This is a genomic window from Desulforamulus aquiferis (genome assembly GCF_030577015.1).
Taxonomy (GTDB): Bacteria; Bacillota; Desulfotomaculia; order Desulfotomaculales; family Desulfotomaculaceae; genus Desulfotomaculum; species Desulfotomaculum aquiferis.
Map to the genome: position 1 here is coordinate 130,987 of NZ_JARPTC010000005.1, position 16,065 is coordinate 147,051.

General features: G+C 41.4%; 19 protein-coding genes. 8 read left to right on the forward strand and 11 right to left on the reverse strand.

Annotation, left to right across the window (positions count from 1 at the left end):
- Positions 1–98: 98 nt before the first annotated feature.
- The 6 genes from P6N53_RS04715 to P6N53_RS04740 all read right to left on the reverse strand — a co-directional run bounded on the left by P6N53_RS04715 (position 99) and on the right by P6N53_RS04740 (position 5,283).
- A complete protein-coding gene (locus P6N53_RS04715) occupies positions 99–1,208 on the reverse strand; it encodes a Ger(x)C family spore germination protein (RefSeq protein WP_304541572.1) in 1,110 nt (369 codons plus the stop codon).
- The gene (locus tag P6N53_RS04720) at positions 1,201–2,292 is read right to left on the reverse strand and encodes a GerAB/ArcD/ProY family transporter (protein WP_304541573.1); all 1,092 of its coding nucleotides are present in this window, start codon (positions 2,290–2,292) and stop codon (positions 1,201–1,203) included. The genes P6N53_RS04715 and P6N53_RS04720 overlap by 8 nt, the downstream gene beginning before the upstream one ends.
- A complete protein-coding gene (locus tag P6N53_RS04725; protein WP_304541574.1) occupies positions 2,285–3,856 on the reverse strand; it encodes a spore germination protein in 1,572 nt (523 codons plus the stop codon). The genes P6N53_RS04720 and P6N53_RS04725 overlap by 8 nt, the downstream gene beginning before the upstream one ends.
- 285 nt (positions 3,857–4,141) lie before the next feature.
- The gene (locus P6N53_RS04730; RefSeq protein WP_304541575.1) at positions 4,142–4,447 is read right to left on the reverse strand and encodes a hypothetical protein; all 306 of its coding nucleotides are present in this window, start codon (positions 4,445–4,447) and stop codon (positions 4,142–4,144) included.
- 75 nt (positions 4,448–4,522) lie between these two features.
- Positions 4,523–4,897, reverse strand: coding sequence for a DUF2512 family protein (locus tag P6N53_RS04735; protein WP_304541577.1), 375 nt, complete (start codon positions 4,895–4,897; stop codon positions 4,523–4,525).
- 107 nt (positions 4,898–5,004) lie between these two features.
- Complete coding sequence (locus P6N53_RS04740; protein ID WP_304541578.1) at positions 5,005–5,283, reverse strand: hypothetical protein; 279 nt, start codon at positions 5,281–5,283, stop codon at positions 5,005–5,007.
- Between the two features lie 199 nt (positions 5,284–5,482).
- On the opposite strand from P6N53_RS04740, the gene cshA reads away from it, so the two are divergent.
- Positions 5,483–6,940 (forward strand): degradosome RNA helicase CshA, encoded by a 1,458-nt coding sequence (gene cshA, locus P6N53_RS04745; RefSeq protein ID WP_304541579.1) that lies wholly within the window; start codon positions 5,483–5,485, stop codon positions 6,938–6,940.
- A gap of 67 nt (positions 6,941–7,007) precedes the next feature.
- Here the strand turns inward: cshA and P6N53_RS04750 are convergent, their stop codons facing one another.
- Positions 7,008–7,661, reverse strand: coding sequence for a YkyB family protein (locus tag P6N53_RS04750; RefSeq protein WP_304541580.1), 654 nt, complete (start codon positions 7,659–7,661; stop codon positions 7,008–7,010).
- Positions 7,662–7,848: 187 nt separating this feature from the next.
- Between P6N53_RS04750 and P6N53_RS04755 the strand changes: the two genes are divergently transcribed.
- Positions 7,849–8,289, forward strand: coding sequence for a hypothetical protein (locus P6N53_RS04755; RefSeq protein ID WP_304541581.1), 441 nt, complete (start codon positions 7,849–7,851; stop codon positions 8,287–8,289).
- 268 nt (positions 8,290–8,557) lie between these two features.
- Here the strand turns inward: P6N53_RS04755 and P6N53_RS04760 are convergent, their stop codons facing one another.
- From P6N53_RS04760 to P6N53_RS04770, 3 genes are all read right to left on the reverse strand, one after another.
- Complete coding sequence (locus P6N53_RS04760; protein WP_304541583.1) at positions 8,558–8,869, reverse strand: DUF1871 family protein; 312 nt, start codon at positions 8,867–8,869, stop codon at positions 8,558–8,560.
- Between the two features lie 452 nt (positions 8,870–9,321).
- The gene (locus tag P6N53_RS04765) at positions 9,322–9,483 is read right to left on the reverse strand and encodes a hypothetical protein (protein WP_304541584.1); all 162 of its coding nucleotides are present in this window, start codon (positions 9,481–9,483) and stop codon (positions 9,322–9,324) included.
- A 14-nt stretch (positions 9,484–9,497) separates the two neighbouring features.
- Positions 9,498–10,004 (reverse strand): hypothetical protein, encoded by a 507-nt coding sequence (locus P6N53_RS04770; protein WP_304541585.1) that lies wholly within the window; start codon positions 10,002–10,004, stop codon positions 9,498–9,500.
- 225 nt (positions 10,005–10,229) lie between these two features.
- Between P6N53_RS04770 and P6N53_RS04775 the strand changes: the two genes are divergently transcribed.
- Positions 10,230–10,829 (forward strand): superoxide dismutase, encoded by a 600-nt coding sequence (locus tag P6N53_RS04775; RefSeq protein ID WP_304541586.1) that lies wholly within the window; start codon positions 10,230–10,232, stop codon positions 10,827–10,829.
- Between the two features lie 61 nt (positions 10,830–10,890).
- Here the strand turns inward: P6N53_RS04775 and murI are convergent, their stop codons facing one another.
- The gene (murI, locus tag P6N53_RS04780; protein ID WP_304541587.1) at positions 10,891–11,697 is read right to left on the reverse strand and encodes a glutamate racemase; all 807 of its coding nucleotides are present in this window, start codon (positions 11,695–11,697) and stop codon (positions 10,891–10,893) included.
- 236 nt (positions 11,698–11,933) lie between these two features.
- On the opposite strand from murI, the gene selD reads away from it, so the two are divergent.
- The 5 genes from selD to P6N53_RS04805 all read left to right on the forward strand — a co-directional run bounded on the left by selD (position 11,934) and on the right by P6N53_RS04805 (position 16,034).
- Positions 11,934–12,959 (forward strand): selenide, water dikinase SelD, encoded by a 1,026-nt coding sequence (gene selD, locus P6N53_RS04785; protein ID WP_304541600.1) that lies wholly within the window; start codon positions 11,934–11,936, stop codon positions 12,957–12,959.
- Positions 12,952–13,557 (forward strand): sulfurtransferase-like selenium metabolism protein YedF, encoded by a 606-nt coding sequence (yedF, locus tag P6N53_RS04790; RefSeq protein WP_304541589.1) that lies wholly within the window; start codon positions 12,952–12,954, stop codon positions 13,555–13,557. Before selD ends, yedF begins: the two co-directional genes overlap by 8 nt.
- Before the next feature lie 209 nt (positions 13,558–13,766).
- Positions 13,767–14,318: a tryptophan transporter gene (locus tag P6N53_RS04795; RefSeq protein WP_304541590.1), complete on the forward strand. Its 552-nt coding sequence runs from the start codon at positions 13,767–13,769 to the stop codon at positions 14,316–14,318.
- Positions 14,319–14,349: 31 nt separating this feature from the next.
- The gene (locus P6N53_RS04800; protein ID WP_304541591.1) at positions 14,350–15,210 is read left to right on the forward strand and encodes an energy-coupling factor ABC transporter ATP-binding protein; all 861 of its coding nucleotides are present in this window, start codon (positions 14,350–14,352) and stop codon (positions 15,208–15,210) included.
- Complete coding sequence (locus tag P6N53_RS04805) at positions 15,177–16,034, forward strand: energy-coupling factor ABC transporter ATP-binding protein (RefSeq protein WP_304541592.1); 858 nt, start codon at positions 15,177–15,179, stop codon at positions 16,032–16,034. Before P6N53_RS04800 ends, P6N53_RS04805 begins: the two co-directional genes overlap by 34 nt.
- Positions 16,035–16,065 lie beyond the last annotated feature (31 nt).

Below are 16,065 nucleotides of genomic sequence, written 5' to 3' on the forward strand. Positions count from 1 at the left end.
TATGGAGAAACAATATCGTAGTAAATAGGACTGAAGTATTTATCAATCAAGACCAAAGTCCTATATTAAATAATAATTTTTTAAAGGAAGGTTGTACTCTAGGCAACTTCCCCTGTGCCTTGAATTGTAACATTAACATTAACTTTGATATCACTTTCGCAGAAAACCTCGTCCCAGTCCTGCTCCTTCACTAGGGGAGGCCATTTCGCCCTGGCATACTTGCCAAGTAGGATGGCATCTACCCTATATTTGTTCTGTAGATCGTAAATTAAGTCTTCACATTGTTTTTGAATATGTTCTTCCAAGGCCTTTTCTACAGCTAAAACATTTTCTTCCTTACCTGCAAATTGTATATCCGTTAAGGTTTCTGCAATTATGCCTGAGAATGATAAATCTATCTCGAAGGAAGGTTTTCCATTAGCCAACTTAGCTGTTACCTTTCGCTTACTCCCCCCCTCAAAACTTATTTTATAAAATTCTCCTTTATCATCCATCATTTTAAAGGTTATATAGCCTATGACCCCATCTCCCCTTAACCAGATTAAAGGCCTCATGTCTTCCCTGTTGACTTTAGCTACCATCTTATACTTTTTAAATAAGGCTGCACCTGAAATTTCTAAATTACTTTCAGAGTGGATGCTAATGACTGGTAAAACCGGATTATATCCGTCTGTCATTACATCCACACGAAAATGATGCAAATGCTCTACTGGAATAAAATTATCCCTTGGCGAATTTGACAGAAGGTCTATGATATTTTGTCCTACTGTCTGGTAATTTTCCGGTTTCATGGTCAAGATATCAATGGTATTTCCATCTGTCACAGCTAGTCTAATCATTTCGCTAAAACGAGTGTCTCGAAACATTAAGTCAAAGGCATCTTTACTTCCCCTATAAGCTAAAGGACTTCCAACCAACAGAGCTTTTAAGTCACCAACGGCCATGCCCCGGGAAGATTTATTGCCTCTGTCAATGCGGGTCTGGGCCATGGTTTCTCCCTTGACGGTTATTACATCGGACTTCTCTCTGGCATTGCGGTTCATAATGGGGAAGTTTACGGTCATGGAGAACTTCTCACGGCCATCTTCCTCAAGCAAATCGTAACCTGCCACAAAGGGTATGTAAAGATTATTAATGTCTTGGGCATCCCAGCAGCCAAAGCTTAATAGGGTAACTAAAATAAGAACTATAGCAAGTGCGCTACGCAACTTTTTTACCTCCAACACCTCGCAAGATAGCTGTGAACCACAGGATAACCGGGATAACAATCATAAACAGGAGTCCCAGATATCCAATAGTGGTACTTAAACCAAGGATTTTATCGAAATTGCCAGGGAAAAGGGATGACAAAAAAATTATGGGAAATAAAGCCAGGGTGACCCAACCGGGAGAGTTAATATTTAATATTTTTTCAACAGTATAGCGCCCGGCAAAAAACATATTTGCCACTGGCCGAAAGGCAACAAAAACCCAAAAAATGATAAAGAAAAATTCAGCCCTTTCAATAACCGGGGCGTTGTAGGTTTTTAATAACACCATCAGGCCAAACCTTAGTTTTTCAGCGGCGTTTGGGCCAAAGAGACCTAAAACAACAAATACCACAAGCAGATAGATACCGGAAATTATTGCGACTGCCGTCAAGCCGGCCTTAACTATTTCATTTTTCCTTTGGACCATAGGGTAGATAACCAGTAAGATTTCAATGCCCAGTATAGCAAATAAGGTTTGGTAAGCGCCCTTTAGTATATTTGCCATGCCCGCATCACCAATGGGCTGGAAGAATGAAAGTTCTACCTTAGGCACTGCACCGAGGATAAAGGCTAATAGAACGAGAGACTCAAAGAACATTAATTCATTAACTCTACCAATGACCCTTGCATCCTTTGAGGCCAGATAGGCTGATGTAAACAAGATTAAAGCACTTAGGGCCCAAATTGGCGTTTCAGGGAATAAATAAATCTTAAGGATATTAACAAAAAGTCTAGTTACGATAGCTGCAAAGGCTAAGGAATAAACTACAAACACTAGGGCAAGGAGCTTGCCAGGCCATTTGCCTAGGATTATCTCGCAGTATTCCGCAAAGGTAAGATCAGGAAACCTACTACCTATCAAATGCATGGAATATATGCCGACAACTAAGGGCAAAGCGCCCATTAGAATTGATATCCAGGCGTCCTGCTGGGATTCCCTAACTGCCGTAGATGTAACAGTTAAAATACCTACTCCAATGGTGGCACCGATAAGAATAAATATTAATTGCTTGCTTGTTATTTTATATGCCTGCTCATTCATTTTCTGACGGCTCCCTGGTAGGAGATTGTCCACGTTTGTTATCAACATGTGGGATAGAGACCGGTCTATTTTTATTTTTCCATATATGTGAAATTACAAAGGTATCTCCCAAGTCCTTATAACGCATGGGTGCAAGGGGTGCCATGTAGGGAACACCAATACTCTGCAGTGAAATTAAGTGTATTGTCACAAACAACCATCCCACAGCAATGCCCACAGCACCAAAGGAGGCAGCCAGCAGCATCATGGGATATTTTATTAAACGAATGGCCAGAGCCATGCTATAATTTGGAAAAACAAAGGAGCAGATGGCTGCTAGGGAAACGATTACCACAATCAAGGGGCTTACAAGTTTAGCTTCCACAACCGCTTGGCCGATGACAATCCCGCCCACAACTCCTAAGGTTTGGCCTACGGTACTGGGTAAACGAAGCCCTGCCTCCCGTAATATTTCAATGACAACCTCCATAAATAAAGCTTCTGTCAAAGGAGAAAAGGGTAATTCCTCTCTGTTTTCAGCCACTGCCAGCAATAAATCCGTTGGTAGTAGGGAGTGGTGAAAGGTAATTAGGGCTATATAGACGGGAGTTATGGTTGTGGTGATCATTAGGGCTAAATACCGGACCAGCCTGGCCACCGTACCAACAATGGTTCTTTCATAGTAATCCTCGGAGCCCTGGAGAAATTGAAGAAAAACAGCAGGGACTATCAGGGCATAGGGAGTTCCATCCACAATTATACCAATGCGGCCCTCCAACAGATTTGCCGCTATTTTGTCCGGACGCTCGGTACCATAGACTTGGGGGAAGAGGCTCCACGGATGATCCTCGATAAATCTTTCTATGTAGCCAGAGGCTAATATTCCATCAATATTAATTTTGCTAATACGATTGCGGACTTCCTCAACAATTTTGGGGTCCGCTATATCGGATATATAAACAATGGCTATCCTGGAGCGGCTTCTTAAACCTAAGGTTGTTGTTTCAACAGTAAATTTGGGAGATTTTAACCTGCGCCTGATCAAGGCTAAATTAACACCAATATCTTCAATAAAGCCTTCCCGGGAACCACGAACTGTCCGCTCAGTGGGAGGCTCAGAAATTCCTCTGCGTATTCCTCCCTTGGACTCCACAATAATGCCCTGTTTACAGGCGTCAATGATTAAAACACATTTTCCAATTAGGATATTAACCAAAATATCTGCTATTAGCGGGGTGATAACAATTGAGTTGCTGTTAGAGAGTACCTTCTGAGAAATATGCTCCAGTGGTGATTCAGTCTCAGGAAAAAAATCTAACTGTTGAATTTTTCTTATTATTTCATGTTCAATTAAATCAGCATTAACGATTCCTTCAATGTAGATAATAGTGGCTTTCCTATCACCTACCAGTATTTCTCTGCGAATTATATCGATGCTGCCCCCAAGGCCGGTAAAAATGGTCTGTTTATCCTTCTTTAAGTCTCCAGAAAGGCAGGTCTGCTGATTATAATTGAGATCCTTTTGCTGCTCTGGTTTTTTGCTTTTGGCCTTCTTCCATTTGCCAAATACATCTTTTAATGACATTTAATCACCAACCTTGGATTATCATTCCACAAATGGAATAGATAATTCAATTGGTGTAAAATATTTAATAATTAAAGGAAATGTTAGGGTTTAAGTGAAAGTAGAATAAATTGGAGGAAAAAAAGAAAAGCCCGGTAAGGTTTACACTGCCAAACCACCGGTGCTAATAAATACGTTAAACCAGTTCATGATAGAACGCCTGTAGTATTGGATTCCGAGCAGTAGCAACTACGGCCTGAACTATTGATACAATAGCATAACCATTTTTGATAAGTGGCAAGTTTGTCAAGGACTAAAATGAATCTTTGCCAATATGCCCAAAGTGGTAAGTAAAACCCCCATTAAACCGTAGGTAAAACGATCTATTTTTCTGCTGAAGGAGGAATTTGTAGAATCAATTTTAGCTCTAACATTATCTAGTTTAGAATCTAAGCTTAAATATTCCTTATGGCGTTCTTGGTCCAGGTGCCTTAATTCAGATTTTGTGTCATTAATCATTGAGACTATTAAATCTAAAGAAGTTTTCAACTCGTTCCTACCTTCGTAATACTCCTGTTCTGAATCCGGAAGCTTTTCGATTGTAATAGCCATAGCATCACCCTGTCATTTTTACCATTATATGTAAAAGCAAAAATGTGTGTACCTTTGGGTCATATGCTAATGATATTAATTCTTTCTAGCTTCTTCCCGGGGGTTTACTAGACCTATACGAATCAAGTAAGGGTGAAAAAAATATTCAACGATAGCAATGACTATCCCAAATAGCACTAGGGAGGTAGCAGTTGGTCTTAAATCACCAATCATAAGGCCTAGGAAGAAAAGAAGAACCACAGCCATTAACCCATCTGCAATGGAGGCTAAGTTGTTTCCGTAATTTGGAAGAAAGAAGTGGTCGCCAAGTAAATAGTTTATTGAGGTTGCCAGGGGAGCAATTAAAAGGGCCCAGGCCCAATTATTTGTTGCAACAATTGAAATAGCCACCCAGGTGACAAAAAAGTAAATAAACAATTTGATACCTACGGCAGTAGTGGTTTTGTCCATTGTACCTCTCCTTTCATCCTTAGTAGTTATGCTCTCCTTGTCGTGGAATATGTATAACTCTTATTAAAAAGATGAAATCCGGAGGATATCCGGATTTATCTTGCCAGTTATTCGTTTACTAATTCAATTTTAGCACCGGCAGCCTTTAGGGAGTCCATGAGACTAGAGAAAATTCCAGTGTCACATTTTCCGGCCAAGAATGGTAATCTAACAATTAAACAAATACCACTGGGGGATGTCAACTCAATAATATTTAATAGATTAATTACGGCTCCTGCAGGTATAAAAATGCGAAGAACGGTACCGGGCAGCTGGGGGCAAGCATCTTTTTTAGGATCTGGAATGGGACAGCCTTTAGCTTCGCTAACAAACTCTTCAAAGTACATTCAAGTATCCTCCTAACATATTTTTTATAGTATAAAATATGGAGTGGAAGGAAAAGTGTTACATAAAATGTCAGAATATGTATAAATATCCTTGGTAATTCTAAGAAATTTTAACCAATTGGTAATAATAAAAACTATATAAATTAACAAATTGGGGTATATTATTCCAGTAGCCTAATTAGAGAGAGGGAAAAATATTATGCTAACATTTAATGAATTGGGATTAAGTGATCCCCTAATCCGTGCCATTAGTGAGATGGGTTTTGAAGAAACCACTCCAATTCAGGAGCGAACTATACCTGCTGCCTTGAGGGGGCGGGATTTAGTAGGACAAGCCCAAACGGGCACGGGAAAGACCGCCGCCTTTGGCATACCTATGATTGAACAAATAAATATTGAAAATGAGCAGATCCAGGGGATAGTATTAACACCTACGAGGGAACTGGCTGTTCAGGTAGCAGAAGAATTGAACAGAATAGGACAATTTAAAAGAATAAGAACCTTGCCAATATACGGGGGACAAGAGATTACGCGCCAAATAAGGGCCTTGAAACAAAGGCCTCAAATTATTGTGGCCACACCGGGTAGGTTAATGGATCACATGAGGAGAAGAACAATAAGACTTCAAGGGGTTTCCATGGTGGTATTGGATGAAGCTGATGAAATGTTAAACATGGGCTTTGTTGAAGATGTTGAAACAATTCTGGTAGAGGTTCCAGGGGAAAGACAAACCCTCCTGTTTTCAGCAACCATGCCCGGGCCTGTTCGTTCTCTGGCCCAAAGGTTTTTGAAAAACCCAGAATATATACAGGTTCAAAGCAGAGAGGTAACGGTTCCACTAATTCAGCAGATGTATATGGAAGTCCAGGAAAAGCAAAAATTTGATGTCCTTAGTCGACTCCTTGATATTCATTCGCCTGACTTAGCAATTGTTTTTGGCCGTACCAAGCGTAGGGTGGATGAGCTTTTTGAGGCTCTAAATAAGCGAGGTTATTCGGCGGAGGGTATTCACGGTGACCTGACCCAGGCCAGACGAGATAGTGTAATGAGAAAGTTTAGGGAAGGAACCATTGAAGTTTTGGTGGCAACTGATGTGGCTGCTAGGGGGCTTGATATAAGTGGGGTGACCCATGTATATAACTTTGATATCCCTCAAGACCCGGAAAGTTATGTTCACCGTATTGGCCGAACAGGAAGGGCCGGCAACACTGGAATGGCAGTAACCCTAGTAACCCCTAGGGAATTAGGACATTTAAGGTCAATTGAGGCAATCACTAAACGGAAAATAGATAGACATCCGGTTCCAACAATTAAGGAGGCTATTGAGGGTCAGCAGCGTATTACTGTAGATAAATTACTTCGAGTTATTGAGGAAGGGGAACTTCAGTATTATAAAGGATTGGCTGAAGATTTGCTTCTGGATAACGATTCAGTAACCCTTGTATCCGCAGCACTGAAGATGCTAACCAGGGAATCTGATAAAACCCCGGTAAAGTTGACGGAAGAAGCACCCCTTAGGGCAAAGAAGCCCCTTAAGGGTCAAGGAGGCTATCGAAAAGATGGTAGGGGCCAGCGTGGTTCTGACAGACCCGGTGGTAAGGGGCGTGTGAAGGGTCGTTCTGAGAGACACGGGGCTTTAACCGGGCGAATTCACTAATATTTAATGATAAGATAAAGAGAGGGAACTAAGGTTGAACAATCCTAGTTCCCTCTCTTTATCTTAATTAGACTTCAAATTGTTGGCAGGGTTCAGACATATATTTTTCCAGTAACATGACTGCTTCCATGATAGATAGACTTGTTGTATTCATCTCGGCAGATATGATATTAATATCACCTAAAAATTTATGTTTCTTTATGTCCTTTGCCTTGGCAGGCCGGTGAAAGGTATATTCCCCTGCTTTTATATAAACAAGATAATTAACCGAGTCACTTTTCATATGATCCTTGACTGTTTGCCTATGAATGCCTAGGATTTCTGCCCTTTGCTGCTCTAGCATTTTGACCAGAACCTGACCCTTTAGGTTGTATATTTCTTGCTCTCTTTTCTTTGATAGGTTAACTAGGTGGAACTGACCAGAATAATAATGTTCTTTTTTGTGGTCTCTTTTTCTTTTGGCAAATTTGTTGATGACATAAAGGGCTTCTGCTAGTATTTCAGTGGTTACTTCAATATGGTCGATAGAAACGGTATAATTCTCAAGGGGAACGCATTGTTCAATATCATATAGGGGGTACCTTTTGTAGCTATTGCCGGAGTAATAATTAATGACACCGTCAGGACAATCAATAAATTTAGGTCTTAGTCCAATTCTTTCAAGCTGAATTTTAGTTCTTAAATATCCAGGGACTTCAGACCATCTTTTGTATAGAGCCATAAACATCACCTGACATAATTGTAACAGGAAAACATCATAAATGAATTAATAAATTAATGGAAGTAAGCGGGGCAATTGCTTTTGTTCAGCAATGGAAGGGCTAGCTAATATTGTATTTTCTCATTTAAATATGTATTATTAAGGGCAGTGGACAAAATAAATGTAATATATCTAAGGGAGGATAACTGTGACAACAGAACAAAGAATAAAGGTAATACTTCCTGCAGGTGGCAGCATAGGTAAAATTAAACCAAGAAAAGCCAAGGAAACAGTAGGGATAATACTGGAGCATCCTGACTTTGCCGTGCCATATCAACAAATTCATCCAAACAACCGGATCGCAGCCGCCCATACCGGAAAATTTGAGTACCGCTGGGAATATGAAAGTCAGGAGGATGCCTATTTGCTTTATTTGACTTTCTCAGACGGTGTAGGTTTTGCCATTAAGTTTGTACGTAATCAAGCTGGACAGATTTTAGAAAAACTGCAGGAACTAAACAAAAAATCACCTATGTTTGGGATTATTCTTCGCTACCAGGAACACCACAGCCCGGATATATTTGATAACTCAATTGCCTTAATTGGCCTGGAATTTGATAAAAACCCTGCTGCTGATTGGCCGGCATAAAAAAGTAACAACCTTTGCGGTTAAGGGGTTCAATTTTGGAGTTGAAATTAATTTTTCACAGGATAAATCGCAAGAAATTCACACAGTAAATCACAAGGCTTTTCACAATATATTCACAGTTCCAATCACAACTTTTGAACATAAAAATGAGCAACCTTTGAATTAATATTGGTTGCTCATTTTTTATATTTAAGCTATTTATACTCTATTGTTGATTTACAAGCATTCCTGACTGGATATTGTATAGGAGCATAGTAATAATATACCGTTATGTTTCGTTTCTTCCTATTAAAAATTTTCTTAAGTAACTAGTATTTTCCCATATTTCCTTAGCGATAGAAGTACAGTTATCTATAGTTAGTTCCCAGTCAAAGGCTTTATTAAAAACTACTTGTATTTCTTTTGCTAAATCTAAATAATTATTGACTCTTCTTAGTGATGCAATGATGCGAGACACTTCTAATTCATATTCGTCATGAGGTGCAGATGGAAATAAGTTAGCTGGGTCCCACCCATTAATTAGTTTAGTTACTATTTTGAAGGTAGATTCGTATGCTTCCTTCATTCTATCTTTTTCCATTTAAAAATCAGTCCTTTGAAATGGTCTAAAAGTATTTAGGTAAAAGGAGAGATACACTGTCCTTTAGCCATTATTGTAAGAGGTTATGCAGAAAATAGCAATATTCACCACTTTTTCACATATGAAATCACACGTTTTCCACATACCTCATCACAGGCATTTTCACACATCTTGCACAAAAGAAATATTTATTTCTTTTGCGAATAAGCTGTGATTTACTATGTGATTATTATGTGATTAGCTATGTGAATTTGTTGTGATAGGCAAGTAATAGAATAACACCATGGTGCATAAACCCTTATAAAACAAGAAAAACCGCCACTGAGGTGACCCCCAAAAGCGGTTGCGATGACCATGTGATTTTTGTGTGATTGGGTAGGTGAAAAAATTGCGATTTTGCCTGCGATTTTAAGTTTTCAACTCCAAAATGGAACCGCTTACCTTTGCGGTTGTTACTTTTTTTTCTTGGTTATGTAGGGTGCCAGGATAATAAAGACTATAGCCATTAGTATGCTGTAAGCCCAATCTATATGATCGTAAATAAAATACTGGGTAGCTGCACTTCCTACCAATACAATTGAGCCAACAAGGGCAGCTTGTTTATCAAAATTCATCATTACTCTCCCAATTAAATCAACTTTAACTTAGTTCTCGAAATAATATGATAGACACCGTCCTGTGCCTCAATTTGTTTAACGACACCACTCTTAAAGGCTTGGAATTCCAGGACTTCTTTGGTTTGCTGCTCCATGATATTAATCATTTCATTTACTTTGCTTTTAAATTCCATAAACTCTTTGTTATCACCCAGGGAGGCCTCCAGGTCCTGGCTCATAATGGCCGCGGTTGATAATAATTTGGTAAGCTCATTGTCACCTATAAATACAAAGGTACTAATATCAGTAAGCTCTTGCCCCCTGTTTCTGACTTGAATGGTACCTTTCTTTTCTAATTGCTCGATTACATCGACTAGGATTGAAGGCAAAAGTAATCCCATCTCATCGGCAATGTCAGCGATGCTTTTAACACAAATTCCATCAACGGACTTATCTCTGATATAATTGGCTACCCTAGTCATAAGTCCCTTAGAAACCTTACGGGGTTTGTGGCAGCCACAGCTGGTTTCACTAGACATACATATACCTCCTAAAACTACGTCTTTTATAATTTAACCAAACAATAACCTATCTGTAAACACAATGAAACAATATTTGTTTAATATCCCCTGACCCGGTGATTAAATATGTCTGCGACTAAAAAGGATAAATGTAATAACATTGCAATAAACGAGTAATAAATATGTTGTGCAGGTGTATTATAATATAAGCCACATGCTATTATTTGAAATGGAGGAATAAAAATGAAACACGAATTACCAAAGCTGCCATACGACTATAATGCCCTTGAACCCCATTATGATGAGCAGACTGTGAGGTTGCACCATGATGCCCATCATAAGGCCTATGTTGACGGGTTAAATAATGCAGAGGCTAAGTTAGCCGAAGCTAGAGAAAAGGGTGACTTTGCCCTGGTCAAGCATTGGGAGAGAGAGCTTGCCTTCCATGGTTCAGGTCATATCTTACATACCCTTTTCTGGGATAATATGAAGCCAGAAGGAGGAGGACCTGCAACAGGGCTAGTGGCTGAGGAAATTAATAAATATTTTGTTAGTTTTGAAACCTTTAAGAAGCAGTTCTCCGCGGCTGCGGTAGCAGTAGAGGGATCTGGCTGGACCCTGCTTTGCTATAATCCCATCTTTAATAAATTAGAAATTTTGACAGCAGAAAAACACCAGAACCTTACCCAGTGGGGAGTTGTTCCCCTGTTAGCCTTGGATCTTTGGGAACATGCCTATTACTTAAAATATCAGAATAAGCGTCCTGCCTTTGTTGAGGCCTGGTGGAATTTGGTTAATTGGGATGACGTGAATAATCGACTGGCAGCCTGTTTAGGAAAATAATAATTAAAGCCGTGCTGGGGATGAAAACCCTTCACGGCTTCTTGTTTTAGTATAAGGATGCTTAGGAGGTTAGAGGTACCCTTTGAACAGAGATGTTATCCCTAATCCATAACCTCCCAATGACTCTCTCAGCCAGTGACTGGTCGCCACTGGTATAAAAGGTTTCTATCCCCTGGCTGCTGCCTCCATTAATTAGGTCAAGGTCATATAAGAGCCTGCTAACCTGTCTGGCCACAGCAAAGCCGCTGTCTATTACTGCCACTTCTGGGCCCGCAAGCCTTTGAACGAGGGGTCTTAGGAATGGGTAGTGGGTGCAGCCTAATACCACGGTGTCGGCATTTTGCCCTAGGACTGGTTGGAGAAAGCCCTTTAGAACTTCTTCAGTTTCCGGTTCATCAAGTTTCCCCGCTTCAATTAATTCAACTAGGCCGGGGCAGGGTTGTGTAATGACTGTGGTGTTTTCTGCAAACCTTTTCACTAAAGAGGAAAAACGATCCCCGGCAATGGTCACGCAGGTAGCCAGGACACCAATTCTCCCGCTCTTAGAGGCGGCTACTGCTGGTTTTACAGCAGGCTCCATACCCACAATGGGTATAGTAAAGCTTTTGCGCAACTCTTCAAGGCCAGTTGAAGAGGCTGTATTACAGGCCACCACGATAATTTTTGCACCTTGTTTAACCAAAAAATCAACAATGGTTAGTTCCCGCCGTCTAATGATAGCCGGATCCTTATCACCATAGGGGCAAAAGGCTGAGTCTGCATAATAAACGATATCCTCGTGAGGAAGAAGACGACGGATTTCTCTAGCCACAGATAGTCCGCCAACCCCGGAATCAAATATGCCGATGGGTGCCGTTGAAGAAGGCAAAATTATCACCTCTGAGTCAATATGGTAAATGCTGTAATTAATTATACCCCGGTGCATCCTAGGAAGCAAGCTAAGGATAAACACAAATATAAAATACGGATATAATTGTATTAACTTGCTTTTTTAATAACCAAATGTTATTACTTAAAAAAAGGAATCTACATAAAAATTGGCGAAGGGCTAATAATGTGTGTAGCAACGGGGGTGAAGAATTGGCCAGTCAAAGGTTAACCTACATGACTAAAGCTGCGGGCTGAGCGGCAAAAATAGGGCCTGAGGTCCTGTCGCAGGTGCTGCGACAACTTCCTAAAGTACATGATCCAAATTTGCTTGTAGGCTTAGACACCTCGGATGATGCAGCGGTATACAAGTTGAATGATGATATTGCTACCATTCAAACGGTGGATTTCTTTACACCAATGGTAGATGACCCTTATCTCTTTGGTCAAATTGCAGCAGCAAATGCTTTAAGCGATGTCTATGCCATGGGTGGCAGCCCCTTGCTGGCTTTAAATATTGTTTGTTTCCCAGCTTGTCTGCCAACTGAAGTATTAGGGGAAATCCTCAGGGGAGGGGCAGCTAAGGTGTCTGAGGCAGGGGCGATTACAGCCGGGGGGCACAGTGTCCAAGATGATGAACCAAAGTATGGTTTAGCCGTAACTGGTCTGGTACAGCCAGACAAAGTATACAGTAATGCAACGGCCAGGGCAGGAGATTTGTTAATTTTAACTAAGGCACTGGGTACCGGAATAATAAATACCGGTATCAAAGCTGATATGGTTAGCCAGGAAGATTATAATAGAGCGGTAAAGACTATGGCAACCTTAAATAAAGAAGGGGCCAGGGCAATGCTGGAGATTGGTGCCAATGCCTGTACCGATGTAACAGGTTTTGGTTTTCTTGGCCATGGAGCGGAAATGGCTAAAGCCAGCGGGCTTAGCCTAACAGTGTTTTCCGAGCAGGTACCTATCCTTCCAGGAGCAAAGGAACTTGCCCGCATGGGGATTATACCCGGGGGAGCCTATAATAATAGAAATCACCTTGATGAGCGGGTACATATTGACGAAAGAGTACCACGGGAAGAGGTTGATGTGTTCTTTGATCCCCAAACCTCGGGTGGTTTATTGATTTCAATAAGAGCGGATAAGGCAGATAAACTAATAAAACTGCTGCATGAACTGGGGGTTGAAGATGCTGCAGTGGTGGGTGAACTGACGAAGACTAAAGACCATTTAATCAACATTGAAAGGAGCAGTGATTAATCTGAGCAGAGAAGTTAATAACAGGGGTTTAGCATGTCCCCAGCCGGTGATCAATACCAAGCGTGCCCTGGAGGAAATGGGACAGGGGACCCTTATTTCTATAGTTGACAATGAGATAGCCCGGGAAAATATAATTAGATTTGCGGAAAATGCCAACTGCAAAGTCCAGGTGGAGGATAAGGGTGGAGAGTATTATATCACCATTACAAAGGGCGACGAAAGCCCCCTATCATCCCCAGTGACACCGGCAAAGGGAGAAACTGGCCCCATGGTTTATTTAATCACCAGCAATACCTTTGGCAGTGGCTCGGAGGATTTAGGTGAAATTTTGATGATCAGTTTTTTCAATAGTTTGCTGGAACAAAGGGCTCCAAAGTCAATTATGCTGGTGAACTCGGGGGTTAGGTTAGCCGTTGCACAATCCAGGGTATTAGAACAAATTAATAAATTGGTGGATAGGGGAACCACTGTGCTGGCCTGCGGAACCTGCCTGGACTATTATAAACTCAAGGAACAACTGGCTGTTGGTAGGGTAACAAACATGTTAGAGATACTTGATAATCTGACAGGGGATACTAAAGCGGTCACCATAGGGTAAATCATTTAAAAAGGTAGTGACAGGCACCCTGAGGTATGCTAAACTAGATGCAGATGAGTGTAGTTGAGATATTAAAACAAAATAGCGGAGGTGAGTGGAGATGAGTTGAGCTTAGGTGAGTGCAGCTGAGTGGAGTTTCTATGTGCACGATTGCCAGGCCTTCTAGGACCTGGCTTTTATATTTTATTTAAGACGAGGAGAGTTGAGGAATGAATAACCAAATAGCAGAGCAAAGCATAGTTGCCGGAAGAATGACTAAATCAAAGGAAATTGCCGTGGTGGCATTTCTAATTGCCATAGGTGCGGTACTTCGTATGTTTTCCCCCGCCATCCTTGGAATTACCCCAAACTTTGTAATCGCCATGTATTGCCTGGCAATACTTTTAATCAGACCCAAAATCGGTCCTGCCCTTGGAATTGGTATAGTGGCCGGAGCAGTCAGTATGATTTTTTCTAAATCACCCATCCCCTACTTGAACCTTGCCAGTGAGCCGGCTGGTGCTCTGATTTGTGCATTAATGGCTTGCTACCTCCCTGAGTTGTCCATTAAAAATTATTCTTTTAAACCTATTCTGGCCACTTTAGTGGGCACCATGGTCAGTGGTGGCATTTATGTGGTGTTAAATTTCCAGCTGGCACTAAATCTTCCCGTGGCAGCCATGCAGGCGGCCTTCATTGGAGTAGTTATTCCGGTGGCCATCGTCAATGCAATTATAGCCCAGGCCCTATATGCCCCGGTTAAAAAGTTTTTATATCGATAAGATAAAAAACATAAATTCAGGAGATAGGCCAATGACATTAAAGAACGGACCAATAATCCAATTTGTTGATTTTTCTTACGCCTATTCGGGGACTTCTTCTTCAGCCTTAAAAAGCGTAGACCTTTTAGTTGAAAAGGGTACTTTTGTTGGTTTTACTGGTCCCACAGGGGCTGGTAAAACCACTCTTATTAAAGCCATAAATGGCATTATACCTCACTTCGAGGGTGGAAAGCTGACTGGTAGAATTTTAGTCCGGGGCAAGGATACCCTAACCATGACCACAGGCCAAATTGCCAGGATTATTGGCACAGTGTTTGATGATCCTGAGGCCCAAATCGTATGTTTGGATGTAGAGCAGGAGCTTGCCTTTGGCCTAGAGAACTTCGGTATTCCCCCTGAAGAAATGGAAGAGAGGATTACATCGGCCCTGGCCATGGTGGGAATTTCCCATCTCCGTCGCCGCTCTACCCAGTCCCTCTCAGGAGGTCAGAAGCAGCGTTTGGCCATAGCCGCAGCCATTGCCCTATTACCAGAGGTATTGGTTTTAGATGAACCAACCTCTGAATTGGACCCCCTGGGCAGTGAAGAAGTGTTTAAGGTTTTAAAGCAGCTTAACAATGACCATGGCATCACCGTATTGATAGCAGAGCAAAAAACGGAGCTCTTAGCCCGCTACTGTGACAATTTGGTGGTTCTTAATCAGGGAATTATTGCTGTGCAAGGGCACCCTAAGGATGTTTTTATGAATAAGGACATTATTAAAATGGGTGTGGGGTTGCCCCAGATTACTGAACTGGCTTTAAGGCTGGAAGACCGTGCAAGGGAACTTCCTTTAACGTTAGAAGAAGGAATTATATATTGTCAGGATTATTTGTCCAGGCATCGGAGGTAACAAGCATGAATGCCATTGAAATAAAGGACTTATCCTATAGCTATGAGAGCGGCCTGCCGGCCCTTAAAGAAATAAACCTTAGCATTAAACAGGGTGAATTGGTAGCCCTGGTTGGCCAAAATGGAGCAGGAAAGACCACCATGGTTAAGCATCTCATTGGCTTGATCAAGGCCAACAAAGATAAGATATCTATATTTGGGCAGGATGTCTTTGGCCAAAGGGTATCGGAGCTAGCTAAGAGGGTGGGTTTTGTTTTTCAAAACCCAGATCATCAAATATTTCATGATACTGTTGAAAAAGAGGTGGCCTTTGGCCTTATTAATATGGGATTGCCTAAGGCTGAGATTAGTGAAAGGGTAGAAAAGGCACTCCACAGTGTGGGACTGGAAAGTCAGGCTGGAGATTATCCACAAAGCTTAAGCCGGGGGCAGCGGCAAAGAGTTGCTCTAGCCTCTGTATTAGCCATGCAGACTGAGATTATCATACTAGATGAGCCAACCACCGGACAAGATTATCATGAAAGACTGCAAATCATGGAGCTGGTTAATAAGCTCAATCAAGAGGGGCATACAGTAGTATTCATTACCCATGATATGGCCCTAGTAGCCAACTATGCAGAGCGGGTGATAGTGCTTTGTCAAGGTAGAATCATCCTGGATGGTCCTGTAAGGGAAGTGCTGTCACAACAGGCAAAACTGGCTCAAACACTCTTAGAACCGCCCCAGATAACAATGCTGGGAAGTAGGCTTGCCCCAAGTTCCGAAGTCATTTTAACGGTGGATGAGATGTACACCTATCTTCAGAAGGTACAGGAGGGAGATTAAATGGCTCGAGTTATTGAATATGTATATCGCG

Coding starts and splice junctions, on each gene's coding strand:
- P6N53_RS04720 (WP_304541573.1), bottom strand. CDS start 2,292: ATGAATGAGCAGGCATATAAAATAACAAGCAAGCAATTAATATTTATT.
- P6N53_RS04725 (WP_304541574.1), bottom strand. CDS start 3,856: ATGTCATTAAAAGATGTATTTGGCAAATGGAAGAAGGCCAAAAGCAAA.
- P6N53_RS04730 (WP_304541575.1), bottom strand. CDS start 4,447: ATGGCTATTACAATCGAAAAGCTTCCGGATTCAGAACAGGAGTATTAC.
- P6N53_RS04735 (WP_304541577.1), bottom strand. CDS start 4,897: ATGGACAAAACCACTACTGCCGTAGGTATCAAATTGTTTATTTACTTT.
- P6N53_RS04740 (WP_304541578.1), bottom strand. CDS start 5,283: ATGTACTTTGAAGAGTTTGTTAGCGAAGCTAAAGGCTGTCCCATTCCA.
- cshA (WP_304541579.1), top strand. CDS start 5,483: ATGCTAACATTTAATGAATTGGGATTAAGTGATCCCCTAATCCGTGCC.
- P6N53_RS04750 (WP_304541580.1), bottom strand. CDS start 7,661: ATGGCTCTATACAAAAGATGGTCTGAAGTCCCTGGATATTTAAGAACT.
- P6N53_RS04760 (WP_304541583.1), bottom strand. CDS start 8,869: ATGGAAAAAGATAGAATGAAGGAAGCATACGAATCTACCTTCAAAATA.
- P6N53_RS04765 (WP_304541584.1), bottom strand. CDS start 9,483: ATGAATTTTGATAAACAAGCTGCCCTTGTTGGCTCAATTGTATTGGTA.
- P6N53_RS04770 (WP_304541585.1), bottom strand. CDS start 10,004: ATGTCTAGTGAAACCAGCTGTGGCTGCCACAAACCCCGTAAGGTTTCT.
- P6N53_RS04775 (WP_304541586.1), top strand. CDS start 10,230: ATGAAACACGAATTACCAAAGCTGCCATACGACTATAATGCCCTTGAA.
- P6N53_RS04795 (WP_304541590.1), top strand. CDS start 13,767: ATGAATAACCAAATAGCAGAGCAAAGCATAGTTGCCGGAAGAATGACT.
- P6N53_RS04800 (WP_304541591.1), top strand. CDS start 14,350: ATGACATTAAAGAACGGACCAATAATCCAATTTGTTGATTTTTCTTAC.